Source organism: Paenibacillus sp. FSL R7-0210 (assembly GCF_038009085.1).
GTDB lineage: Bacteria > Bacillota > Bacilli > Paenibacillales > Paenibacillaceae > Paenibacillus_AQ > Paenibacillus_AQ silagei.
Map to the genome: position 1 here is coordinate 6,620,440 of NZ_JBBPAR010000001.1, position 24,144 is coordinate 6,644,583.

Sequence of the window (24,144 nt, forward strand, 5' to 3'; positions counted from 1 at the left end):
GAGCGGACGGTGTACGAGTGGCACAGGCAGATCCAGATCATTGTCGATGATATGGACCAAAGCATTAAGCAGCATAACAGTGAGGCCATAACACTGCAATCTCTTGCTGACAAGCTGGGTTATTCGGAGTTTCATACTACGAGGAAATTCAAAGAGATATCCGGGATGCAGCTTAGGGATTACCTTCGCCACCGGAAGCTGGCTTTTGCACTGAAGGAGGTGCGGGACAGCGGAAAAAGCATTCTGGATATTGCGCTCGACTATGGATTCTCCTCCCATGAAGCCTTTACGCGCGCGTTCAAGGTGACCTATGGTGTAGCCCCAAGCGAGTACCGGAGGCACCCGTACCCTGTCGTCCTGCGGACCAAAATCAACCCGTTTGACCGCTACTTTTTCGGACTAGGAGAGGTTGGCATGGTGAAATCTACAGAAGAGGTTAAGATTTATTTCGTAACCATTCCCGCGCACAAATTCCTGCACATTAAGAACTACGAGAGCAACGGGTACTGGGATTTCTGGCAGAAGCAGAGCCTGATTCCAGGGCAGGACTGCGAAACCATCAGCGGCTTGCTGGATAGTATCAAGGGGAAGCTGGATGATGACGGCGGAAGCGATACGAACAGCGGCAACGGCCAGATTATGGCGTATATGAATGACCCGGACGGCAGGCTCTGCGATTGGGGATTTCCGCGTACAGAGTGTTATGGTGTGCGTCTCCCTTATGAGTATGAAGGTGAAGTCCCCGCGCAGATGCTGATGGCGGATGTCCCCGAGGCCGAGTATATCGTATTCGAGCACGGGCCATTCGATTATGAGCAGGAGAACCGCAGTGTCGAGGAACGGATGGAGCAGGCGATGGCTGCTTTTGACTATACAGGCACTGGCTACTGCTTCGATCTCACCCCCGGCCGGATCATCTACTTCTATTTCAACCCGGATCGGTACTTCAAGTATGTCCGGCCTGTGCGGAAGTCTTAACCGCTGCCAAGCACCTGCTGCATGAACGCAGCGGGTGCTTTCCTTTTCAATAGAACTAGGCGCATGACATACAGCACTGAGAACATCCATAATCTGTGATTAACTTGTAAAAAGTTGATGAAGAAAGGTTGATCCTGGTTATGAGTGCGAAAAGCTCCAATAAATATGGTAGTGTAATAGTTCTAATGGTCATACTCCTGCTTAGCAGCCTTACAGCCTGCCGCAGCAACTTTTCTGGGGGTGAAGAGGCCAGTTCAACATCGCAGCCAGCCAAGATAACAGGCGAGGCAACCTCTGAGGCAACCCCCGTGGTGACGAGAGCAACCGGCCAGATTTATCTGTATGGTGAAGCCCATGGCGTTGCCAAAATTATGGACAAGGAATATGAACTCTGGTCTGATTATTATCACAACAAGGGCATGAGGCACTTGTTCGTGGAACAGTCCTATTTCGCTGCGGAATTCTTGAATCTGTGGATGAAGGCGGACAATGACGACATTCTGGAGGCGCTTTACCAGGACTCGGAAGGGACGGAGAGTCACACGCCATATACGAAGACGTTCTATAAGAAAATAAAGAGCGAATGCCCGGAGACTATTTTTCATGGTACCGATGTTGGGCATCAAGGGGATACAACCGGTAAGCGGTTCTTGTCTTATCTTGCCGACAACAATCTCACCGGATCGGAGATGTATACCTTAACTGCCGAGGCGATTCAACAAGGGCAGAGATATTACAGCAGTTATGATGGTGTATACCGGGAGAATAAGATGGCGGAGAATTTCATCCGTGAATTGGAGAAATTGGGTAACGAGAGCATTATGGGTATTTACGGCTCAGCGCACACCGGAGTCAATGAAATGGATCTTTTTACCAAGTCTGTTCCTTGCATGGCCAATCAATTACATAAGCACTATGGAGGCAACCTGCACTCCGAGGATATTAGCTGGATGGTGAAGGATATTGAACCGCTCAGAGTAGAAGAAATCACTATGCAGGGTAAGAAGTATGCAGCATCGTATTACGGGAAGCAGGACATGAGTGGATTCAGGGATTATGTTTACTGGGAGTTTTGGCGATTAGAAGATGCTTACGAAGATGCCAGCAAGCTGACACAGACGGGTAATGTTCTTCCGTATGATCAATACCCGATGCAAATCGCAGAAGGTCAGGTATTTGCCATTAGTTTTACCAAAACAGATGGGTCGGTGGAAAGAGAGTACTATGTGGCTAACGGTAAGCAGTGGGAAGGCAGGGAGGCAACGTGGCAGCTTAAGGTAAAGGAATGATCTGCTGTATGTAAGCAGCCCTGCGGAAATGGTATATTAGTGTGGTAGTTTCCATTTCTTAAGCAGATGGGCGGGTGTATCTTTTGGACACGAATAGTGGAAAAGGAAAAGCTCTTATCAGGGAATTTATGACTTGGGCGGAGGAGCAGGGCTGGGAGATAAAGAGGAAATCCGGTTCTCAGCTACATTTAGATAGCGGGATTACTTCCCGATATCAAGGACTACCCGATGAGTATTTAGAATTTCTAAAGATAGTTGAGACCTGCGTTGCACCGGATGAGCAAACCTGGTTTATATGTGAAGCAGAATTCAATCATAGCGCGGAAACCGAATTCCGGTGGAATGAATTTGAAATGCTTAGTGTGGAGGCGGCAGCAGGTGATCCAGCTTGGGAGTCCGAGATCATAGCCTGGTGGGATCATCACTTGCCAATCGTAATGTCTGTGGGGGACGGATATTCCTTCTACGCCATTGACTTAACGATAGACAGCGGGGCTATTGTCCGTGGAGCTGAGCCTGAATTTGAAGAGGTTGAGAAGGTAGCCGATTCGTTCGGGGAATTCCTGGCCTGGATGATGTCGGATTCGAGTAGATAGATTGTAAGATGCGAGAAGATCAGAACCTGAGAGAATAGGTTCTGATCTTTTTTATTGATTAGGAGATTATGACTTTCGTCCGATGTGGATAAGTTGTGCATAAAGTTGGGGGTAAGTGTCTTGGAGCATCGGCAGGATGACTATATTCTGGTTCAGTAATAGGAATGACTTCCTGATTTCACCGAACAGCCGGATATGGTCGAAAAACCGATCACATTCGGTGCGGCGGAGGCGTGTGGGCCGGATGTGGTCGAAAAACCGATCACATTCGGTGCGGCAGAGGCGTGTGGGCTGGATATGGTCGAAAAACCGATCACATTCGGTGCGGCAGAGGCGTGTGGGCCGGATATGGTCGAAAAACCGATCACAATGGGGATGCCGCAGGCATTTTATGCTTGGATAGAGCTAGAGAGTTGTTTCATTCCTGCTCCCGGTCTCTGTCATACTCAAGTTCAATCAATTTAATGAAGAAGGAGGGAGTAATCTTTAAACCTCTGCAAAGCTCAAATATTTTGGTGATGGATGGCTCGTTGCGGCCGACTTCGATCATAGAGATATAGGAACGATCTACGTTACATTTGTGAGCAAGGTCCTCTTGGCTCAAGCCTTGTTTGATTCGTATCGCTTTAACGGTTTTTCCGATAATTTGTTTAAGTGTGTTGGGTGTATCGTTCAAGGAAAATACTCCTTTTATCATTATCTATCTCTGCCCCACCATCTCCAAAAACCTGGACATTGCACTGGAAAGCACGGAGTTGCGGCGGTATATTAACCATACCTCTAGCTTCCGGTATTCTTCGGGGAGGCGGTGGGAGATAATTCGTCCGGCCTCTTCTGCCTTGCGGATCGAGGACTTAGGCAGCAGCGATACGCCGAGTCCGGCAGATACTCCGTGTAGTATCATTTCCAGCGTGCCGAATTCCCGGATTTGAACCGAGTGCATGCCGCTCTCGCTCAGGAAGCGCTCCGCTTTGACCCGGTGCGTGCAGCCAACGTCGAAGAACAGCATGGGCTTGTGCAGCAACTCATGCAACTCAGTTGTCCCCGGTTCAGCAATGAGCACCAGTTCCTCCTCGTAAGCCGCAACATGCCCGATATCCGGCTGGTCTATGGGTCCATAGACGAAGGCGCCATCCAGTTTGTAATCTAGCAACTTGTGCAGAAGATCATGCGTTTCGCCTGTGATGAGAGACAGATGGACATCGGGGTAGCGGGAATGGTAATCGGCGATCATCGTCGTCAGATGAATAACCGCTGTCGTCTCAATGGAGCCAATCCGCAGCGGGCCGGCCGGGTGCTCAGAGTATTGTGTTGATTGGACAGCCTCGTCCATTAGCATCAGTATGGCATTCGCGTATTCCAGCAGGTTCTCACCCGCAGGCGTTAGCTTCATTCCCCGGTTGGACCGGTGGAACAGCGGGACCTTCAGCTCGGCCTCCAGGAACTGAATCCGGCTGGTCACATTGGACTGAACATAGTTCAAGGCTTGCGCAGCCTTCGTAATCGTACCCTCACGGGCAACAGCCTGAAAAATCCTCAAATCTCCACTTTCCATTGCGGTGTCACCTTCTGTATATCATAATCTATGGTAGTACCTTCCGATGCTGATCATTGTACTGAATTCCATCCTTGATGACAAATCCGGCACCCGTAAGGGCCGCCTGGATTAACGATCTTTTACAGGGAGTGAGCAGATGGAGCACAGCAAATTAATAAATGCGTTCAACAAAGAGATTCGTACCCTCCAGAAGAGAACCGTATCCGAAGATGAACTCAGAGAATGGTATACGTTAATTAAGGAAAGTATCCAGGACGATATCAAAGACGGATACAAAGAGACCATCGCCAGAAACCTGACGCTTGGAATTGGTGTACATGGCGGAGATTATCCGAAAAGCCTGATTCTGAACGGGGAACAGGAAGGATGGAAGTATGTTACCCGGTTTCTGTATTGGGAGAAGCATATTCTGCGGAGGCTGTTCAAATATAAAGAGGTCTCTTCAAGAACGATAGGCAGTATTATAGGGCTGGCCTTGCTATGGGATATGAAGGAGCTGGCACAATTGGCCAGGGATTATTTCCAGATGATTTTTGAAGAGGATGCGCAGCGCTATACCCGCAACGAGACACATCATTTGTTCATGGCGTTGTTACATGACTTATTCGTCACGGAGCAGATCAATCAGAAGCTGTATTCGGTGCTGCCGGAGCAGCATGTGTACCGGAGAGTTCTCGACCATTGCTACACCACCGATGAAGAGCTGCTGAGCAGCCTGATGAGTGAAATCAGCGATTACCATATCCACAGCTCACTGGATCTTCCCCATAAATTCGCAGAAATTCTATGCTTGAATTACATCCCTTATGAAATCCGGCTCATCCAAAATATGAGACAGGCCGAGGGACTCAATAACGTTTCAGTAGACCATCCACTGCTAACCACCCCGCTTGCTCAGATTCCAGAAAGCAAAGTAGAGTGGGATTTAGCGGGTGATGAAGTGTATCAATTTTTATTAAAAAGGGAAGCCGGGAGCTAGAGCTGCTGGCCGAAAGGAGACCCGTATGGCATATGACCGGATCGATTGGCATTCCGGGGGAGATTATCCTGCAGATCTGCCGGAAGAGAATGGCGGGATTCATATCGGCATGTTCCTGGCCTGGGCCTTGGGCCGCGGTATGGCGGGGGGAATACACCTTGAGGAGTCGGCGGAGGCGCTGAAGCGGCTGAAACGCCGTGAGCTTACAGGGCTGGAATACCTGCTGGAGTACTGTGACGGGAAGTTCTGGGATGAGGATCTGGACGAGCGCGGCAATGCCTTCGCCGCCGATTATTATGACGGTCAATCGGCGTTCGCCACACAGTATGGAAGCTATCTCAGTGATTACTGTGAGGTGTTCAACCGCCTGGCGGCTGAACAAGGCCGTGAATATCCAAGCATCTATTATGTAGAGAACAGCTGGGAGAATTACGACCGCCTGAAGCCCATGCTGGATGACCGTTTTGCCCAGTGGGAGGTCTGGTCTGAAGGCCCTTCTAACCGTAAGCTTGATCCCAAAGCTCAATTCCTTCAGGCCTGCCAGCAGACCGGGCAGCAGTTCATCCAGGCAGAGGGCTTCAAATCCAATAAGGCGGGTACGGTATGGAAAAAAACAGCGGCTGACAAAGATACCGTATTCGAGCTCTCTTTCCAACCGCAGTCTTACAACACCCGCACCGATGTACGGATGACCGTGAACCTGCGGATTGCCAGCAAGTCCGTCAAAAAATGGCTTGCCGGACAAACCGGCAGAGGGGACGATACCGTTCTGTTCGGCTCGCTGCGCAGGCCGCAGAAATCGTCAAGCGCTATCGTCTGGCAGGTCGCCCCCTCACAACTGGATTCCTCCCGGCAGGAGATAGGTCAGCTGATTGGGGAACGTGTCCTGCCGCTGTTCGAGCTGTTCGCAGACCGTCCCCGCGCACTGGAGCAGCTTGCCGCCTGCGGCGCAGGATTCCCCGGCATCTGCGATGCTGAATCCAGTCCGCTGGCCTATCTGCTGTGCTTCGGCACACAAGAGCAGGCGCAGCGCTTCTTTACGATTTATTTCAACAGCCGGCCGTCGCCTTGGCGCCGGAATATTCATCAGACCTACAAGCGGCTGCAGGAGGGAGAATCCTGGGACTATTCCGCTTATGTCCGTGAGAATGATGTCAAACTGGCGTTCAAGAACGGCCTGGTTATCCCTTGATGCTATAGACAGGCCGCAGGGATGTTACCACACCCCGAAGCCCGGATCATACTCCCGGATGGCCGAATAAATCGCCTCCACTATACGGGGAAGGTCTTCTTCCGGGTAGCCATAGTCCTCGGGCATGGCCTGCGGGTGAACAATAGCAGATACGCTGCCGGGGTACAGCTCAATCTTATGCTTTTCCATCCCAATCTCGAAAGAATCCTTGAATGTCAACCCGTCATGGGCCAGAAAAAAGTACAGGTCGTGTATATCATCCTCTTCAACGATGAGCACACCTTGTTCGTTCAGCTTCATGCGGCTAACCCCCTGCTCGAATAGTGTTGTATCTATTATACCGGATCGGGCGGAGGCTGAGAATGAATTCAAGCCAGCTATCCCATTCATCTTCCCCTCAATGTCTGTCCTTAAGTGCAGCACGGTAGGACAGGGGAGTTGCCGACTCGTATTTCTTGAAGATCTTAATGAAATAACCGGCATCGCAAAAATTCAAGTGATTGCTGATCTCGTTGACTGACCAATCCGTTGTTGCCAGCAGCTCCTTCGCCCACCCGATCTTCATGCGCGCAACATATAGGGAGAAATGCTCGCCCATCTCCCTGGTGAACAAGCGGCTGAAGTAGCTAGGGCTGATATGGCATAGCTGCGCCAGCGATTTCAGCGAGAAATTCTCCTCCCGGTGGCTTAGCATATAGTCCAAAGCAGGCTGTAGCGTAGGACTTATGCATTCCGTCTTGTATGCGCTTCCCGAAAAGACCGGAGTCTTGGGAGCCGAAGGCGGCTCTACAGGCAGAGGCGGCAGTTCAAGCTGGAGCTTGGACTCCTGCAGGTTCAAAGCCTCATGCTGCCGGTTCCTCTCCAGCAGCTCATGCTTCAGGATCGATTCCTTGACCACATAGTTGCACAAATGATAGAGCATATCGGCGGTGGCTACGACCTCCTCATACGTCATGACGGGCAGCAGCTCGTACTTGCGGGCCCGATCCTCCGTCATGGCGTCCTGGTGCGGACGGGACACAATCTGCTCCAGATTCGGACCGCTTCCCTCCGCCAGCCGGATCTGTCCGGCCATCAGCGCACCGATGTACTGATTATCGACAATGATAGGGATAGCAATGTCGAGAATATCGAAGTGGCAGCGGTAGATATAGGGCCGGCTCAGCCGCACAGCCTCCAGACCTCCGCGCGCGTCACATTTTTGACAATAGGCTGAGAATTCCTTGTCGCTGCGCACGGTCTGGCAGAAGGCCTGACAGCGGCTATGTGCCGTAACCGGCACGCCTTTATAATCGACCATAATGATGGCCATGCGTGTCACCAGGGACAACGATTCCTGAAGCTTGCCCCATTCATCCATATCAATGATATATTTCAAATCGAATTTGGATTGCATTCGGCTCACCCCTTCCATCTACAGTGACAATGAGAACAAGATAATTATAATTCAGATGCTGACAACATAATAATACTATTTTGCAGCATATTAATTCGTTTGCTTTGTCCCATGCGCCCCGCTATCCACTTGTCTATAATGGGGACATACGACTCGAGGAGGAATGAAAGAATGAGAAGAACCTTTATCAGCCCGGCTAAATACACACAAGGTGAGGATGAGCTGCTTCAATTGGGATACTTCGTCAGTACTTTCGGCACATCGGCTCTGCTGATTGCGCACCCGGATGATGTGAAGCGTGTGCAGGCCAAGCTCGATGCCACCAGCAGTCAATTCGGCATTACCCTCGTGAAGGGGGATTTCCAGGGCGAATGCTCCAGGCAGGAGATTTCCAGACTACAGGAGCTGGCCCGTGAGCACAAGTGTGCTTGTACAATCGGTCTTGGCGGAGGCAAAGCGATCGACACGGCCAAATGTGTGGCAGAAGGCGATGCGCTGATTATCGTTCCTACCATTGCGGCCACCGATGCACCCACCAGCCATTCCGCTGTGATTTACACTTCTGAAGGCGCTTTCGAGGATTATGCTTACTTCAAAGCCAGTCCTTCGGTGGTGCTGATTGATACGACTGTTATTGCGCAGGCTCCTACCCGCTTCCTGGTATCCGGGATGGGCGATGCCCTCTCCACCTACTTCGAGGCCAGAGCTACTGCGGCATCCTATTCCAATGTCAATGCGGGGCTTCCTTGCGGAGTGCATGCAGGCGTGATTACGGAGGCCAAAGGCACCAAAGCCGCGCTGGCCCTTGCCCGCTTATGCTACGATACACTGCTCGAGGATGGCGTCTTAGCCAAGCTGGCTTGCGATCAGAACGTGGTGACACCGGCGCTGGAGAATATTATCGAAACGAACATCCTGCTGTCGGGACTTGGCTTCGAGAGCAGCGGTCTGGCTGCCGCACATGCCATCCATAACGGCCTGACGGCGCTTGAAGGCACCCATCATTATTACCATGGCGAGAAGGTGGCCTTCAGCACAATTGCACAGCTCGTTCTGGAGAACGCGCAGCAGGCAGAGATCGATCAGGTGTTGTCCTTCTGCCACGCTGTGGGCCTTCCCGTATGCCTGGCCGATATTGGTGTCGCTTCTATCTCCCATGAGGAGCTGCTGGAAGTGGCCCGCAAGGCGTGTATCCCGGAAGAGTCGATTCATTCCATGCCGTTCCCGGTTACCGCTGAAGCGGTTGCCGCTGCCATTGCTGTCGCTGACAAGCTGGGCGAAGCCTTCAAGAAGAGTAAGGAGCAGCGCGTATGAAAAAGATAATCAACGATCCGGCCAATCTCGTCCGTGAGATGTGCAGTGGACTGGTGATGGCTCATCCGCAGCTGACATTCGACAGCAAATACAAAATTGTCTCCAGGTCTGCGCCGAATCCTGACAAGGTAACGCTGATCAGCGGCGGGGGCAGCGGCCATGAGCCGGCGCATGCCGGGCTGGTCGGACCGGGAATGCTGGATGCCGCAGTCTGCGGGGATGTCTTCGCCTCCCCGTCACAGATTCAGGTCTACCAGGCGATCCGCAACCATACCGGCCATAAGGGCGCTCTGCTGATCATCAAGAATTACAGCGGCGATATGATGAACTTCCAGAATGCGGCTTATCTGGCGGCTGAGGACGGCCTCGCTGTGGACTATGTCAAGGTTGATGATGATATTGCAGTAGAAGACAGCCTGTATACGGTGGGACGCCGAGGGGTTGCTGGCACGATTCTGGTGCATAAGGTTGCAGGGGCGGCTGCTGAGGCCGGACTGCCGCTGGCCGAGGTGAAGCAGGCCGCGCAGCATGCGGCAGAGCATGTGCGCAGTCTTGGTTTTGCTTTTACCTCCTGTACCGTTCCTGCCAAGGGTACACCTACCTTCCAGCTTCAGGAGGATGAGATGGAGTATGGGGTCGGCATTCATGGTGAACCGGGCATCCGCAGAGAAAAGCTGCTGACCGCCGATGAGCTGGCGGAACGTATGATCTCTGCCCTGCTGGCCAGTCTGAACCTGGATCAGCCGGACGGCGGAGAGGTAGTGGTGCTCGTCAACGGCTTCGGCGCAACGCCTCTGCAGGAGCTGTACCTGCTCAATCACTCTGTGATCCGTAGTCTGGGAGAACGGGGTATCATCATCCGCCAATCTCTTGTAGGCAACTATATGACCAGCATAGATATGGCCGGCGCTTCCATCAGCCTGATGAAGCTGGATGATGAACTGCGCAGATGGCTTGCTGAGCCTTGCGATACTCCGGCGCTCCGGTTAACGGGTGAGCTTGCGCCGGTGCAATACGTCAGCCCACTTCCACAGCAGGAGGCTCAGGCTGAGGTGAGCCTGACGGCCGAGACCGATCCGGGCTTCGCTGTCCTCCGTGACGAACGGCTGCGGCTTACGAACATCATCTATCTGGTGGATAAGATGAGCGAGATTATTATCGCGAATGAGGCTCCCTTCTGTGAGCTGGATGCTCATGCGGGTGATGGAGACTTCGGGATGAGTGTCGCCAAGGGCTTCAAGCAATTGAAGCGGGAATGGAAGGAGCTTGTGCAGGATCACGCTACGGATATCGGAAGCTTCCTTCAGGCCTGCTCCCTGATCATTATGGAGCATTGCGGCGGAGCTTCTGGTCCAATCTGGGGCTCGGCCTTCCGCTCAGCAGGCAAATATGCTACAGGCCGGACCTCGCTGAATACGCTGGAGATGGCCGGGATGCTGGACGCGGCGGCTCAGGGCATCCAGGCTACCGGTGAACGCTCCTTCGGACGGGGAGCAGTCGTGGGTGATAAGACGCTGATCGATGCGCTGATTCCTTGTGCCGAAGCCTGGAAGAGCAGCTCGCAGCAGCAGCTGTCCTTGAAGGAGGCCTTCGCCAGGGGGGCTGAAGCCGCTGTCACGGGGGCGGAGCGTACGAAATCCATCGTTGCGCGGATGGGCCGGGCCGGGACAGTAGGTGAGCGCAGCATCGGCCACCCGGATGCGGGCGCATTTGCCCTGGGGGTTATTTTCACAGAGCTGTCTAACGCTGTCCAATAAGTGTTGCCTGGGTATAAGCCCGCCTGTCACTTCATCGTGACGGCGGGCTTATTTGTTGTGGAAGTAAACGAGGAGCCTGGGATATATGCTTGGTGTGATATGATGGAAGACAATCGGCCAGGCCATTATGTGACATTCTTTGAATATGCAGGAGGGATCATCATGGAATTAGAGAAGCAGGCTGATCAGCTTGAGCGGATCAGGACGAAGCTGGAGCAGGCCCTGCGCAAGGATGCGGAGTTCGCGGAATTTGGGGCTTCATCGCATCGATATAAGCTGAAAGAGAAGCTTACAGCAGGCGAGCTGGCGGACTGGGAGGCACAATATGGGATCAGGCTTCCTGAACCGTTCGCCCGGTTCTTGACAGAGATCGGGAACGGCGGGGCCGGACCGTATTACGGGATCTATCCGCTTGCACAGGCCACCTCCTATACCGAGCTTCCGGCACTCCAGGGCCGGGCGGCGCTTCATCCCGGAATGACCGCAGAGGAATGGAATCTATTGACGGAGCCTCTGACGGGGGAGCGGGACATCTCGGATGAAGAGTACGAGGAAGCGAGAAACAAGGCGCTTGGCGGAATGCTGTGTATCGGCACCCAGGGCTGCGAATATGAGATGTATCTCGTGCTGGAAGGGGAGCACCGGGGGAGGATTGTGTATACCTCGGAATTTTTCCCTGACCGCCCGTTCTTCTTCGTCTATGAAGATAACTTCCTGGACTGGTACGAGCGCTGGCTGGATGAGATTATTCTGGATTATGACAACGCATGGTTTGGCAGCCGGCTGCCGGGTGACGAGAATACGCTTATTCAGCTGTATCGGAACACTCCTGACGGGAAGCTGCAGGCCAAGGCGCTGGAGGCCATGTTCAAGTTCAAGCGAATCGCCCCGTCGACCCTGGAATTCCTGAAGCATGTGACGGAGCATAGCCCCCGGGATTCCAAAACAGCCATCTCGCTGCTCTGCAAAACGTCCTTTGCGGCGGGCAGGCCCTATCTGCAGAAGCTGCTACAGTCGGATGACGCTGAGGGAGCGCTCCGCGCCTTAACAATTCTGCATACTTACGGCAAGAATGAGGACCGGACCGAATTCATTCCGCTGATCCGGCAGAGGCTTGAGAGGCTTGAAGGGATTAATGATGCGGAAACTCTGCGTTATGCCGGTTATATTCTAAAAGACTGCGATGCTGTGAACCTCCGCGATTTCGCACCCTTCCTGTGCCATACCAGCCTGGTTATGCAGACGGCTGCGATCTATGCCGTGAGAGACTGCGGGAATAAGCAGGAGAGCTGGCAGATCATTGAGCAGATGTTCCGTACCGGAGGTACAGAGGTACTGCGCAGCTCCATTTCACATTGGGACGTTATTCCACATGAGAAGCTTCTGCCTTACTATAAGGCGATATGGCCCGAATACAAAGGAAATCCTAATTTCAGGGAGAAATTCACCGCTTGCTTGCGGGAGCTGCACCTGCCGGATGATTATTTGGGCTGAGCGGATGGGGCGGATCAGCAAATAGCAGGATAAACACTCTTGGAGGGTATACGTATGCTTCTTTCAGAAATATTGCCTCATGTGGCCCGGTTACAGCCCGATCACTATGCTACAAAGTACAGAAATGAGTATCTGACCTATCAACAATTACTGCATCAGGTGAGCTGTGTGGCGGGAGGTCTGAAGGACTTGGGAATAGGACCCGGTGAACGGGTGGCGCTTGCAGGTGATCCTTGTCCATATCTTGTGATTGCAGAATGTGCCGTAATTGCTATAGGTGCCATTCCAGTTACAATCTTTCCAGGTCTGGCCTCTAGAGAGATGAATCAGATCCTTGATGATGCTGCCCCAACAGCTATCGTGTATGATGCGGAGCATCCGAGAATTGCCTCTTCTCTTTCGGCGTCCAATATAGCTTTTGCCATCACGTTCAAGCCTGTCAACGGCGGCCTGTCCTTAGAAGATTTAATCGCGACTTCCTCTCCATTAACAGCATGGTACACAGCACAGCCGGATGATGTCGCTCTTATTATATATACCGGAGGTACGACGGGACGCTCTAAGGGTGTGATGCACTCTCATCGGGCGATCAGAAAGTGGGCTTTCATGAGCCCTGCAAGAGGCGGAGGGCATAATCCGGCCAAAAAATCGCTTGTTCCCAATCAAGCCCATCTTACCGGACAATTTATCCTTTGGACAACTCTTTTTGAAGGAGGCTGTCTCATTTATCCGGACTCCTATCCGCTGCAGGCTAACGAGGTTATAGATATTATTGAGCGTGAGCAAATCAGATTTCTGGGAACAGTCGGACTCCTATTTAGGGATATCACTGCTTTGGCAGGCGCCCGTTCCAGAGAAGTTGGAACTGTGGCAGGCATATCCTGCGGAGGTGCTCCGATCAGTGAGAAGACCTTGCAGCAAGCTCTGGAAGTATTCCCTAACGCGCAGATATCCGAGGTGTATTCACAGACAGAGAGCGGTCAATTTATCAGCTTTTTATTTGTACAAGAGTGCCTTGCAGAGGGGAAGCTGCATCGGCTGCAGTCGGTCGGGAATCCATCCCATATGGAGCGCTGGGGCCAGAAGCCTTTTGAGGTGCGTATAGTCAATGACTCAGGGCAAGAAGTAGAGCAAGGCGAGATTGGCGAAATCATATGCCGAAGTGAACAGATCATGCTTGGTTACTGGAATAATCCGGAAGAGACGGACAAAACCATCCGAAATGGATGGCTCCATACAGGGGATCTCGGCAGACTGGACGAAGACGGTTATTTATACATTGCGGACCGGAAGAAAGACATGATTATAGTAGGGGCTTCTAATGTCTACTGTGCTGAAGTGGAGCAGGCAATAAGCGTACATCCTTCTATTCTTGAGGCTGCTGTTATAGGAACGCCCTTGCCGGATGAAGGTGAAGAAGTCACTGCGGTAGTTGTACTTAAGCAGGGGCAGACACTTGCGCTAGAGAACTTGCAACAATTCTGCAGTCAATACATAGCGGAGTATAAGTTACCCACCCGCTTAGTGATTACTGAGTCACTTGCCAGAACATCTGTAGGCAAAATAGATAAGAAGGCGATAAAAGAAACTATGTACTAGAGGGGGATCTCAATGAGACTTCGAGATAAAGTCGTTCTCGTCACAGGCGTTACGGGCACGGCAGGAGATAAAATTTCCAGAAGGTGTATTAGCGAGGGAGCCGAGGTCAAGGGACTTATCCGAAATGCGGACCAGATTGCGCTATGTGAAGAGCTCGGCGTTACACCCGTCATCGGAGACTTGACAGATAGAGCTTTTATTGTGGAAGCGCTTCGGAATGTGGATATTATTATTCACGCTGCGGCGTATCTGGGGGAGGACCGGGCGATTGCCGAGGCGTCCAATGTTCAGGGGGTTCAGAGTCTGGTTGACGGTGCTGTATCTGCGGGAGTGGAACGCTTCGTGCATATTTCTACAGTATCGGTCTATGGTCATTTTGATGGAGAGGTGGAGCTGGATGAGGCTAGCAGCCTTGCCTTCGGCCACGGGGAGGTATACATTTCAACCAAATGTGAATCGGAACGGATTGTACAAGCTGCAAGGGCTAACGGTTTGACAAGTGTGATCCTGCGTCCTGGAGTGATCTGCTCCGAATCCAACTCGCACTGGGGCGACCGACTGATCACTAAGCTTGCTGATTCCGGGGAAGTGGACTGGATTCATCCGGAGGACTTAACGCCTTGGGTGCATGCGGACAACCTGGCTGAGATGTGTGTACTGGCAGCGACGCAGCCTGCGGCTGTGAACCAGTGCTATAACGCAATTGACGGAAATTATCCGGAAAAAGATTTTACGATGCGTATCGGGCTTGCCCTGAGCAAGAAGTTCATTATACCGGGCGGAGACCCCATAAGAACGGCGTATAGTTGCGACAAAATAAAAAACGAGCTCGGCTACAGTCCGGTCAAAACGTTCGAGGAGACCGTTGTCCGGCTGGAGCAGCAAGCTAGGGGAGAGCTAAATGTATAAAAAACCGACGGCCATGCGTTCCGTTCTAGATCCAAAGTATTTGGAATATTGCCTTAGTCCTCTGTACGACATTGGAGATTGGCGAGATTGCTTGTTCTGGTTACGCGGCTTGAACGATACTTACAGAATCCGTACCGGCAGAGGCACTTATATTCTTCGGATCTACCGCCAATCGATAGCTGAAAGTGATGTTGTCTATGAATTGTCCCTCCTGACTCAGCTGGAACACCAATTAAGCGCAGTAAATACAAAGGTTTCCGTTCCCCTCCCTCAAAAGAACAGCAGCTTATATACGGTCATCGATGCGCCGGAGGGCCCGAGAGTTGCCGTGATTTACAGCTATCTGACAGGCACTGAGAACGTGCTGCATGATGAGGAATCATGTGCTTCCTTCGGAAAATCCGCTGCTGAATTGCATGCTGCCATGGACAGGGTCTCCTTAGATTTGCCTAGACCGGATCTGGATACCCGCGCTCTGATCTCCCAGCCGCTGGACCGTATTGTGGATTATCTCGGTGAGGGACACCGCTCTGCTGCGTACCTGCGCGAGTTCGCCGGTGCATTAACGGAACGGATCAATACTGCTAGTCCGGGCCTGGACTGGGGCATCTGCCACGGAGATTTGCACGGGAATAACAATGCCTTCCAGGAAGGAGATACGTTCACGCATTATGATTTTGAATGGGCGGCACAAGGGTGGCGCGCCTACGACTTGGCCCAGGTCCGGCATAGAAAACGCCTGCCTCAGGAGAAGAAGGAACCGCTGTGGCAGGCGTTAATGTCGGGCTACCGCTCGGTCAGAGACTTCTCCGAACAAGATGAATCAGTAATTGATCTGTTTATGATTGCCCGCCGGTTGTGGGTGATGGGACTTGATGTCGAGTTCATCAGTGATAGCGGGGCGCTGGATTATACGGAAGACTGGCTCGAGGAGTTCATTGATGAGTTCCGCTCTTACGATATAGTCTGATGATCCATGAGGAGGAGGAAGACGGGGATGTACACCATCTTTAAGCATTGTCCGGTATTTAAAAATGAACAGATCACGCTGCGGCCGGTGCAAGAGGAGGATGTTGCAGGTCTGCTTAACTGTTACTCAGATCAGAAGGCGGTGCCCTTGTTCAACGCGGATAATTGCAACGGCGATACGTTCTACTATCCAACAGCGGAGCGGATGAAGCAGGCGCTTGATTTCTGGAAGTACAGCTATGACACAGAGCAGTTTGTCCGCATGACGATCATCTGGAATTCTACTAACGAGATCATCGGAAGTGTGGAGATGTTTAATCGCGGGGAGGCTCCCGGCTATGGGGTGCATGGCGTACTGCGCATAGATGTGATGAGTGCTTATGAGAAAAAAGAGGTCGTGAGTGCTGTCCTGGAGCTGGCGCACGATCATTTCTACCACGAGTTCGGTGTGGAATGGATCATGACTAAAGCCATCCACTCTGCGGTTGAGCGCCGGGCTGCACTATCTGGGCACGGATATATTGCGGTCAAGGATTTTGAGCTGCCGGATTATTATGGCCGGGTGAAAAAGGAGCTGTAACACCGATTGCCCTCCGCTAGGCGGGATGCTGTTAAAAGCCCATTGCACCTGGGCATCCGCCCAGGCATCTTCTCCGCGAATGCATATGATGATTATGCCTAATGAAACGAAAGAGGAGCGATAGATATGGGATTTATACCAGTGCCGGGAGGCGGCGGAGGATTTCCGGGGATACCGGGATTTCCGGGTGGACCAGGCTTGCCGGGAGGGCCGGGGATTCCAGGCGGAGGGCCCGGAGGATTTCCAGGGACGCCCGGGGGTGCGCCGGGAGGAGTAGCCGCACCGACGGCGCCACCGCCGCAATTCGTACCGCAAGCACCAGCGGTCACGGCTTATGCGGTTGACCCCGGGGGCATCAGAGGATGCCTGTTCCGCAACACTTATATCTGGCTGAATAATGGTGAGCAGTTCTGGTTCTACCCGGTATTCGTGGGCAGAAGTTCGGTCGCAGGCTTCAGATGGAATGGCTTCTTCTGGGGATACTACGGCGTTGATTTGAACCGGGTTAGCTCGTTCACCTGCTTCTAGTTGAATTCTGGAAGGAAGCCACCTTTAGCAAGTAAAGAACCCCATGGAGTAAAGGATGCATTCAGTTCGTAGCGAACCATGAGAGATAAATGTATTCGGTGCAACTAAAAACAGTGAAATGGAAGGCTTTCCTCTTCTAACTGTAGTTTGTACAACTACATTTGCCCGAATGGGCGAAAATCCAGGTATAGAGGCATTTTAATTGCACGAAATACAGCTAAACAGAGATTTGGCGACATATCCGGCGATTTAGTTGTACAGATTGCAATTAAGCCTCTCCCTTTACCTTAATCGCGGCGCGGTAAACCCTCAGCAAGCGATTAGTTAAAGTAATTTTCAAAAGCTGAACTTTGATGGGCTTCTAGCCTGGCGGCATCTCCCTGTTTGGCGTACCGTGACTTGGTTAAGTATAGATCAAGATCACGGACAGGGAGGTGTACTATGGACAACCTGTGGATGGCATTCGTCTACCCTGGCAGCTTCTTGAGTCTGCTGGGGATTGTATTACTCATTATTGGCTATCAACGGCGGCGCACGGGCAGGCGTACCCGTCTGGAAGGCGCGGTAGCCCAGCCCGGCCCGCCGGCACCTGGAGGCCCAGGCACCGCATCGTTTCAGCGGGAGGTACGGTATTCGCTGATGGGAGGCATTCTGCTGGGGCTGGGCTTGCTCCTATTTGCTGCATTGGGCGTTACCTCGCTGTTAGAATAGGACAAGCGTATTGAGCTGGAAACGGCTTAAGCGGGTAGCGGGCAGTACGATACACCTTGCTAAATTCGGGAGCAGGGTGTATTCTTAGTCTAATATGTCAGTTAGTACTGACAGTCAACTTTTTGAAATGAGGAATATGATGATGGAGAGCAAATCGCTAAGTACCAGTGATAAACTCCTGACCGCTGCCATTGATCTGTTCGCAGAGAAGGGCTACAAGAGTGTGACCACCCAGGAGATTGCGGCGGCGGCAGGCTTAAGCGAGAAGACGCTGTTCCGCCAGTTCGGAACCAAGCTGAACCTGCTGGAGCGGGCCTTCGACCGGTTTCATTATACCGAAGATATGGCCAGGCTGTTCAAGGAGAGCATTGTATGGGATCTTCATACCGATCTGCTGCTGGTCAGCCGGACGTATCATGAGATTATGAACCGCAACCGGAAGATGAACATGATATTTATCAAGGAAGGGGATCAACTCCCCGGTCTTAAGGAGTATAGCAGAACCGCCCCGGAGCAGTTGATGCGGAATCTGACGGATTATTTCAAGGCCATGACCGAGCGGGGGAAGCTGATTCCCGGGAATCCCAGAGTGCAGGCTGTGCAATTTATGGTGATGAATTATGGCGCATTCCTGAACAATCTGGACGATGAGGGGAATTTCACTTCGGTGTCGCTGGAGGAATTCATCACGGCAAGTGTCCAGACCTTTACTAGGGCTTTAACACCCTAGTTGTTTTTTTGAATGAAATGACAGTAAGTACTGACTTACCTTATCGAATAGATATATGGAGAGAGGAGCACCACCTATGAAGAACCATGTTGTAGCCCCTGATATCAAAGGGAATGTGTTAATGCGCGCGCTCGTTTTTATCCTGGTGATTTCATCAATGAATGCGAATATGTTCAATATTGTGCTGCCGACGATCAGTAAGCAATTTGAATTATCTCCATCTCAGGTAAGCTGGGTCATTACCAGTTATATGATTGTATATGCTGTTGGTGCCGTTACCTTCGGCAAATTGACGGAGAAGTACCGGCTGAAGAACCTGTTGACCTATGGATTACTGCTCTTTGTCCTGGGGTCTATGGCTGGCGTTGCCGCCACCGAATACTGGATGATTATTGCGGGTCGTGTAATTCAGGCAGCCGGGGCTTCCGTGATCCCTGCTATGGCTATGATCATCCCGATCCGTTACTTTTCTCCCGAGAAAAGAGGCCGTGCGCTGGGTACGTCTGCCATTGGGATAGCCTTGGGTACCGCGCTGGGGCCGATTATTGCCGGTATGGTCATCAGCGCCTGGAGCTGGCGGATTCTGTTCCTCATTCCGTTGCTGTCGCTGCTGACACTGCCGGTCTACCGCAAATATCTGCAGGATGATGAATCAGGAAAGGCGGGTCCGATGGACTGGCTTGGCGGCATATTGCTGGCTGGGGCGGTAACGGCAACCTTATTGGCATTAACGAGCGGGAGCTTCCCGTTTGCGCTGGCAGCGGTTCTGATGCTCCTCCTGTTTATTCTGCGTATCCGCTCCGCTGCGGCTCCGTTTATCCATCCCGATATTTTCCGCAACAGGCAGTATTCGATCATCCTGATGATTACCTTCTGCATTACAGGAATCAGCTTCAGCTCTCCATATCTCATCCCGCAGCTGCTGACACTTGTAAACGGTCTGTCTCCCGCCTATGTCGGGATCATCATGCTGCCGGCAGCTATCGTTACCACGGTTCTGGGCCGTAAGGGCGGCAAGCTGGCAGATGAGCACGGGAATCCTCGGCTCGTGTATACGGCGGCCTCGCTTCTGGGGATAGGCTTCCTGTGCTTGTCTTCCGTAGCTGGAGGATCAGCGGTCCTGGTCTCGATCTCGCTGGTGTTCTGTGTGCTGGGCCAGTCGTTCATGCAGATTGCTATGTCAAATACGGTTTCGCGGACGTTGACCCCAGAGCAGACAGGAGTGGGGATGGGGCTGTTCTCCATGCTCACCTTCATCTCAGCCGCTACATCGACGGCGGTCCTGGGCAAGGTGCTCGACTCCGGTGCCCCGGCAGCGGCGTTCAATCCTATACCTGGAAATGAGGCTTCCTTTGTGTTTAGTAATATTTTCGCGGTGCTTGCTGTTCTGGTTATTGCGGTGAGCATGGTTTATTATGTGCAGTTTGGGCGCAAGGAGAGCAGATCATCCGGGACCATAAGCAGGGGCTTATAATAACAGCCCGGCCAGCCGGTGAATCCCCTGCTCAATCAAGGTCTCATCCACCTTGGCGAACCCCAGCACCCAACCCTTCCTGCGGCTCTCCAGACAGTAGTGTGCAAGCGGATATACCCGGATTCCCTGCTCCAGGGCTAACCGGGTCACGGCTTCCTCATCGTAGTCTGATTCTGCCTCAAGGAAGACATGCAGTCCCGTCTCTGCTCCGCTCAGGGTGAACCGCTCGGCTAGACCGCTTGCGGTAATCGCCTTGGTGATGGTCTCATGTCTGCGGCGGTACACATTGCGGACTCTGCGCATATGGCGCATGAAGTGCCCTTTTTGAATAAAATGGGTCAAGGTGAGCTGGTCCATCACCGGAAGGTGGCGGTAGGTCAGCTCCTGTACGCGGGCCAGCTGGGCAATGGCCCGCGCCGGGCCGACAATCGCCGAGATACGGATGGCCGGGGCGATCATTTTAGAGAAGCTCATCATATACAGGGTATTATTCGGCGCCTGGCTATAGAGCGTGGGCAGCGGGTCGCCACGGTAGCGGAATTCACTGTCATAGCCGTCTTCTATAATCCATAGCTGCTCCTGCACGGCCTGATGCAGCAACTGCTGCCTGCGCGGCTCTGACATCACGGAGCCTATGGCGCACTGATGCGATGGAGTTACGAAGACCAGACGCGATTCCGGGTGAAGCTGGTCAACCACAAGGCCATGTCCGTCTACCGGGACAGGGGCTACGTGCATCCGCCGGTAATTCATCGCCATCCAGGCCGCAGGGAAGCCGGGATCTTCCACAGAGACGGTATCTCCTTCCGTGAGCAGGGATTGGGCAATCAGGTCAAGGCTGTGCTGCGCTCCTGAGGTCAACAGAATCTGATTGAGCTCAATCCGTATGCCCCGCTCAAGCAGCAAGTAACGCTGAATCTGTTCCCTGAGCGGCAGGAGACCATAGGGATTGCCGTAGGACCAATCGGATACGTCCATTGCGGCAGAGGCGTGAAGCAGAGATTGCCGCCAGTGGTTCTGGAAGGCCCTATCCACATAAGGCTCGTGGGGGGTGAAATCGATCTTCACCTCCTGAGGCTGATGGCCTCCGAACCAGTCTTGCAGCTGATCTACCGCTGAGTTCAGCAGGGGAAGCGAGGGAGGAACGGGGCCTTCCGGTATGGTCTCCCGGGTTGTCTGGGTGACAGGGTTCCATTGGCTTACCCGTGTTCCGCCCCGCCGGGAGGTTATGGTATACCCTCTGCTCAGCAGTTCCTCATAGACGAGCTGCACCGTGGAGCGGGAGACTCCAAGCTGCTCGGCGAGTTCACGGGAAGGGAGCAGCAGCTCACCCGGGGTCCAGATGCCTTGTGTAATATTGTGAATGGCCTGATTCAGCAGTTGCTGCCAGATCGGACTTGGGTCGTTGCGGTTGACGAACATTGTGAGAAGTCCCCTCCCGTTTGTTGTTTCGGTGCAGTGCCTAAATTATGGATTGGTCGAAACTATGTTCTTTGGATATTTTAGCACAATCCAATAGCTGATATACTACCGAATAACGTATACGCGGAGGACGCGGGAAGGAGAGGGTTCGATATGAATCCGGTTCGTTACAAGGTCAGGGAATGTAAGGATGAGGCGAGGATTGAACAGTTTTTGAAGCAGGCGAGAATTGGGTTTCTGGGATTAGCGGATGGTAATCTCCCGTATGTTGTGCCGCTTAACTATGTATGGATGGACGGGAAGCTGTATATCCACGGGGCCGGGGATGGAAGACGCAATCAGGTGATGAGTGAGAACTCAGAGGTATGCTTCACAGTCTGTGAGGAGTATGGGACAATCACGAACCCCGTGCCCGCCAAGACGGATACTGCCTATATGAGCGTGATGGTCTTCGGGCAGGCAGAGCCAGTGACGGATCTGGATGAGGCTACGCAGGTCCTGCAGGAGATGATGAACAAGTATGTGCCCGGATACTATAACCGGCCTCTGTCCAAGCAGCATGTCGAGAAATATCGGTCTGCTGTGTACGGCGGGCCCGTACAAGTGTACCGGATCACTCCGCAGCATCTGACAGCCAAAGAGAATCCGGTTGAAGCAGAGAGTATGTACAAGGCAGGGACGAATGAAGGGCAGAGCGTGTAATAGCTGGACTCCAAACTAAATAGAGATGAGCGCTTGGGCCGGTAACGGCCCGGGCTTGTTCGCGTTATGGCATGGGCGGAGTGTATGCGAAAAACCGAACACCATTGCGCGGGGCGGGCGATGTGCTGGGGCGGATGTAATCAAAAAACCGATTACAATGCGCCGCGAGAGGGGGATGGACGGAAATGTAAGTGGAAAACCGATTACAATGGGCCGGGTGGGGGCGCGTGGGCCAAATGTAATCGAAAAACCGATTACAATGCGCCGCGAGGGGGGCATGGACGGAAATGTAATCGAAAAACCGATTACAATGCGCCGCGAGGGGGGCATGGACGGAAATGTAATCGAAAAACCGATTACAATGCGCCGCGAGAGGGGCATGGACGGAAATGTAAGTGGAAAACCGATTACAATGGGCCTGGTGGGGGCGCATGGGCCAAATGTAATCGAAAAATCGATTACAATTGGATGAGACTGCAGGTGGCATAGGATATGTACAGGATAGAGGGCCGCAAAGTTGCTGTGAACCCCAGGATATCGTATGGTTGAGTTAGTATAGCAAACAAAAGTAGTATGGAGAATATTAGCAGTATCGAGAATACAGGTAGGATCAAGCAGAAAGGATGAAGCAAATGTCCACAGATAACCAAGCTCTTCCCCCGGCTCCGATTACAGAACCAGGGAACTACGTCATTGACCTCACAGGCCCTGGCAGCCACACACTGGTCCGTAAGGCTGGGGTTGGCAGCTTATCGATCGGCCCCAGGGAATCGAAGCAACCAGCGGAGTTGCTGGTCGCTGCGGATGAGCGCATCAACTGGTCTGTCTTCGAGCCCTTCGCCACCCCGGCCGGCTCCCCTTGGCCGCGTTATCTGAGCTATACCGGCGTTGACACGGGCTTCCTGGAGTGGGCGGAGCGGCGGCCTATTGAGAGTATAAGCTGGACCCCGGTGCTGCCGGAGGCTGCGGAGATGGATGCCAGCCGGGCAGATATCTACGGCTTGAATATTACAATGAGCCAGCAGTCCGGCGGATTACTCCGCATGAAGCTGCCGGACAAGCTGTACAACCTGAGCCTGTCCGGCGATCTGACCCGCATCTCGGCCTCCGGCCATCTGCCGACTACGTTGGCCTTAGTACCGGATATGAGCCGGCGCAGGAGCGATGCGCCGTACCGGCTGCCGGATCTGGGTGAGCTGCAGGGTGTGACCAACCTGACGCTGAATAGCCCGCCGCTGGGCCAGCCCATCTCGCTGGCGGGTCTGGGGCAGTTTCCGAACCTGGAATCCCTGAGCTTATGGGGCAGCTTCTGTGATCTTGACGCACTTGCCCGCCTTACCGGGCTGACCAGCCTGGAGCTGCGCTTCATGCCGGAGCTTGACGGTCTGCCTTCGCTGGATACGTGGCCGCTGCTGAACCGGTTCATTGCCTTCAATGTGGAAGAGGCCGGCGGCAAGCGTCTAAGACAACAGATGAAGGCGCGGGCCAAGGTGCGTCCTTGGGATGAGTATGCCTCGGTGAGCCAGCTGAGAAAGCCCGAGTGGTGGATAATCGAGTACGGCCGCCCGTTCTCCGCCTGGCCGAAGCGTCTGGCCAAGCTGGCGAACGAAGCCTACGATGCTGCACAAGCAGCTATGGCGGAGGCCCGCAATCTTGAAGAGGCGGAAGCAGCCATTACCGCCTTCACCCTGCGCTTCAATTCACTGAAGGGTATCGAGACTACCGAGAGGGAAGACCTTGGCGAAGCCGTATGGCAGCTCAGCCAGTCAGAGCACCAGATCGGGCAGCCTATAACAGAGGAAGCGGCGCAGGGCTGGTTCGATGCGGCCCGTGATTATTAATTAAAAAGTTTATAAAAATTAAGATAAATCTTAAAATTTAGTTTCATTAGTGATAAACTAGGATCAGGATTGATCCAAACGGTGTGTGACTTGGTCCGCGCTGGCTTGCTATGGCGCCTAAGCAGG

25 protein-coding genes are annotated in these 24,144 nt (G+C 52.9%); 20 read left to right on the plus strand and 5 right to left on the minus strand.

Features of this window, described 5'->3' with window-relative positions; all coding sequences use genetic code 11:
- Positions 1-9: 9 nt before the first annotated feature.
- From MKY64_RS28105 to MKY64_RS28120, 4 genes are all read left to right on the plus strand, one after another.
- Positions 10-978, plus strand: a complete 969-nt coding sequence (locus MKY64_RS28105) for a helix-turn-helix transcriptional regulator (protein ID WP_340957054.1) — start codon at positions 10-12, stop codon at positions 976-978.
- A gap of 140 nt (positions 979-1,118) precedes the next feature.
- Complete coding sequence (locus MKY64_RS28110) at positions 1,119-2,267, plus strand: hypothetical protein (RefSeq protein ID WP_340957055.1); 1,149 nt, start codon at positions 1,119-1,121, stop codon at positions 2,265-2,267.
- Between the two features lie 83 nt (positions 2,268-2,350).
- Positions 2,351-2,863: an SMI1/KNR4 family protein gene (locus MKY64_RS28115; protein ID WP_340957056.1), complete on the plus strand. Its 513-nt coding sequence runs from the start codon at positions 2,351-2,353 to the stop codon at positions 2,861-2,863.
- A gap of 195 nt (positions 2,864-3,058) precedes the next feature.
- Positions 3,059-3,328: a hypothetical protein gene (locus MKY64_RS28120; RefSeq protein WP_340958233.1), complete on the plus strand. Its 270-nt coding sequence runs from the start codon at positions 3,059-3,061 to the stop codon at positions 3,326-3,328.
- On the opposite strand, the gene MKY64_RS28125 is transcribed toward MKY64_RS28120, so the two are convergent.
- Together MKY64_RS28125 and MKY64_RS28130 are read right to left on the minus strand one after the other, a co-directional pair.
- Entirely contained in the window at positions 3,282-3,560 is a 279-nt protein-coding gene (locus MKY64_RS28125; protein WP_340957058.1) for a helix-turn-helix domain-containing protein, read from the minus strand. The genes MKY64_RS28120 and MKY64_RS28125 overlap by 47 nt on opposite strands.
- A 3-nt stretch (positions 3,561-3,563) precedes the next feature.
- Positions 3,564-4,418, minus strand: coding sequence for a LysR family transcriptional regulator (locus MKY64_RS28130; RefSeq protein ID WP_340957060.1), 855 nt, complete (start codon positions 4,416-4,418; stop codon positions 3,564-3,566).
- Positions 4,419-4,557: 139 nt separating this feature from the next.
- On the opposite strand from MKY64_RS28130, the gene MKY64_RS28135 reads away from it, so the two are divergent.
- Together MKY64_RS28135 and MKY64_RS28140 are read left to right on the plus strand one after the other, a co-directional pair.
- Positions 4,558-5,400, plus strand: a complete 843-nt coding sequence (locus MKY64_RS28135) for a hypothetical protein (protein WP_036722951.1) — start codon at positions 4,558-4,560, stop codon at positions 5,398-5,400.
- Positions 5,401-5,425: 25 nt separating this feature from the next.
- Complete coding sequence (locus MKY64_RS28140) at positions 5,426-6,592, plus strand: DUF7832 domain-containing protein (RefSeq protein WP_340957063.1); 1,167 nt, start codon at positions 5,426-5,428, stop codon at positions 6,590-6,592.
- A gap of 24 nt (positions 6,593-6,616) precedes the next feature.
- Here MKY64_RS28140 and MKY64_RS28145 read toward each other — a convergent pair whose 3' ends face one another.
- The gene (locus MKY64_RS28145; RefSeq protein ID WP_340957066.1) at positions 6,617-6,892 is read right to left on the minus strand and encodes a hypothetical protein; all 276 of its coding nucleotides are present in this window, start codon (positions 6,890-6,892) and stop codon (positions 6,617-6,619) included.
- 97 nt (positions 6,893-6,989) lie between these two features.
- On the minus strand, positions 6,990-7,988 hold the full coding sequence (locus MKY64_RS28150; RefSeq protein WP_340957069.1) for a PocR ligand-binding domain-containing protein: 999 nt from the start codon (positions 7,986-7,988) through the stop codon (positions 6,990-6,992).
- Between the two features lie 171 nt (positions 7,989-8,159).
- Here MKY64_RS28150 and MKY64_RS28155 point away from each other — a divergent pair, with 171 nt between their 5' ends.
- From MKY64_RS28155 to MKY64_RS28205, 11 genes are all read left to right on the plus strand, one after another.
- A complete protein-coding gene (locus tag MKY64_RS28155; protein WP_340957071.1) occupies positions 8,160-9,302 on the plus strand; it encodes a glycerol dehydrogenase in 1,143 nt (380 codons plus the stop codon).
- Complete coding sequence (gene dhaK, locus MKY64_RS28160; protein WP_340957073.1) at positions 9,299-11,059, plus strand: dihydroxyacetone kinase subunit DhaK; 1,761 nt, start codon at positions 9,299-9,301, stop codon at positions 11,057-11,059. The genes MKY64_RS28155 and dhaK overlap by 4 nt, the downstream gene beginning before the upstream one ends.
- A 162-nt stretch (positions 11,060-11,221) precedes the next feature.
- Positions 11,222-12,553: an SMI1/KNR4 family protein gene (locus tag MKY64_RS28165; protein WP_339312150.1), complete on the plus strand. Its 1,332-nt coding sequence runs from the start codon at positions 11,222-11,224 to the stop codon at positions 12,551-12,553.
- A 54-nt stretch (positions 12,554-12,607) separates the two neighbouring features.
- Complete coding sequence (locus MKY64_RS28170) at positions 12,608-14,152, plus strand: class I adenylate-forming enzyme family protein (RefSeq protein WP_340957076.1); 1,545 nt, start codon at positions 12,608-12,610, stop codon at positions 14,150-14,152.
- Positions 14,153-14,164: 12 nt separating this feature from the next.
- Positions 14,165-15,061, plus strand: coding sequence for an NAD-dependent epimerase/dehydratase family protein (locus MKY64_RS28175; RefSeq protein ID WP_340957079.1), 897 nt, complete (start codon positions 14,165-14,167; stop codon positions 15,059-15,061).
- Positions 15,054-16,031: a phosphotransferase gene (locus tag MKY64_RS28180; RefSeq protein ID WP_340957081.1), complete on the plus strand. Its 978-nt coding sequence runs from the start codon at positions 15,054-15,056 to the stop codon at positions 16,029-16,031. The genes MKY64_RS28175 and MKY64_RS28180 overlap by 8 nt, the downstream gene beginning before the upstream one ends.
- Positions 16,032-16,058: 27 nt before the next feature.
- On the plus strand, positions 16,059-16,610 hold the full coding sequence (locus tag MKY64_RS28185; protein ID WP_340957083.1) for a GNAT family N-acetyltransferase: 552 nt from the start codon (positions 16,059-16,061) through the stop codon (positions 16,608-16,610).
- Positions 16,611-16,736: 126 nt separating this feature from the next.
- A complete protein-coding gene (locus MKY64_RS28190) occupies positions 16,737-17,138 on the plus strand; it encodes a collagen-like protein (RefSeq protein WP_339312143.1) in 402 nt (133 codons plus the stop codon).
- Positions 17,139-17,579: 441 nt separating this feature from the next.
- On the plus strand, positions 17,580-17,849 hold the full coding sequence (locus MKY64_RS28195; RefSeq protein WP_036722938.1) for a hypothetical protein: 270 nt from the start codon (positions 17,580-17,582) through the stop codon (positions 17,847-17,849).
- Between the two features lie 139 nt (positions 17,850-17,988).
- Positions 17,989-18,579, plus strand: a complete 591-nt coding sequence (locus MKY64_RS28200) for a TetR/AcrR family transcriptional regulator (RefSeq protein WP_339315016.1) — start codon at positions 17,989-17,991, stop codon at positions 18,577-18,579.
- Between the two features lie 76 nt (positions 18,580-18,655).
- Positions 18,656-20,053, plus strand: coding sequence for an MFS transporter (locus MKY64_RS28205; RefSeq protein WP_340957087.1), 1,398 nt, complete (start codon positions 18,656-18,658; stop codon positions 20,051-20,053).
- Here the strand turns inward: MKY64_RS28205 and pdxR are convergent.
- Positions 20,048-21,475 (minus strand): MocR-like pyridoxine biosynthesis transcription factor PdxR, encoded by a 1,428-nt coding sequence (gene pdxR, locus MKY64_RS28210; protein ID WP_340957089.1) that lies wholly within the window; start codon positions 21,473-21,475, stop codon positions 20,048-20,050. The genes MKY64_RS28205 and pdxR overlap by 6 nt on opposite strands.
- A gap of 153 nt (positions 21,476-21,628) precedes the next feature.
- Here pdxR and MKY64_RS28215 point away from each other — a divergent pair, with 153 nt between their 5' ends.
- The 3 genes from MKY64_RS28215 (at position 21,629) to MKY64_RS28225 (ending at position 24,018) form a co-directional block, all read left to right on the plus strand.
- Complete coding sequence (locus MKY64_RS28215; RefSeq protein ID WP_209868961.1) at positions 21,629-22,177, plus strand: pyridoxamine 5'-phosphate oxidase family protein; 549 nt, start codon at positions 21,629-21,631, stop codon at positions 22,175-22,177.
- 277 nt (positions 22,178-22,454) lie between these two features.
- Positions 22,455-22,649, plus strand: a complete 195-nt coding sequence (locus MKY64_RS28220) for a hypothetical protein (protein WP_340957091.1) — start codon at positions 22,455-22,457, stop codon at positions 22,647-22,649.
- 160 nt (positions 22,650-22,809) lie between these two features.
- Entirely contained in the window at positions 22,810-24,018 is a 1,209-nt protein-coding gene (locus tag MKY64_RS28225; protein WP_340957093.1) for a hypothetical protein, read from the plus strand.
- Positions 24,019-24,144 lie beyond the last annotated feature (126 nt).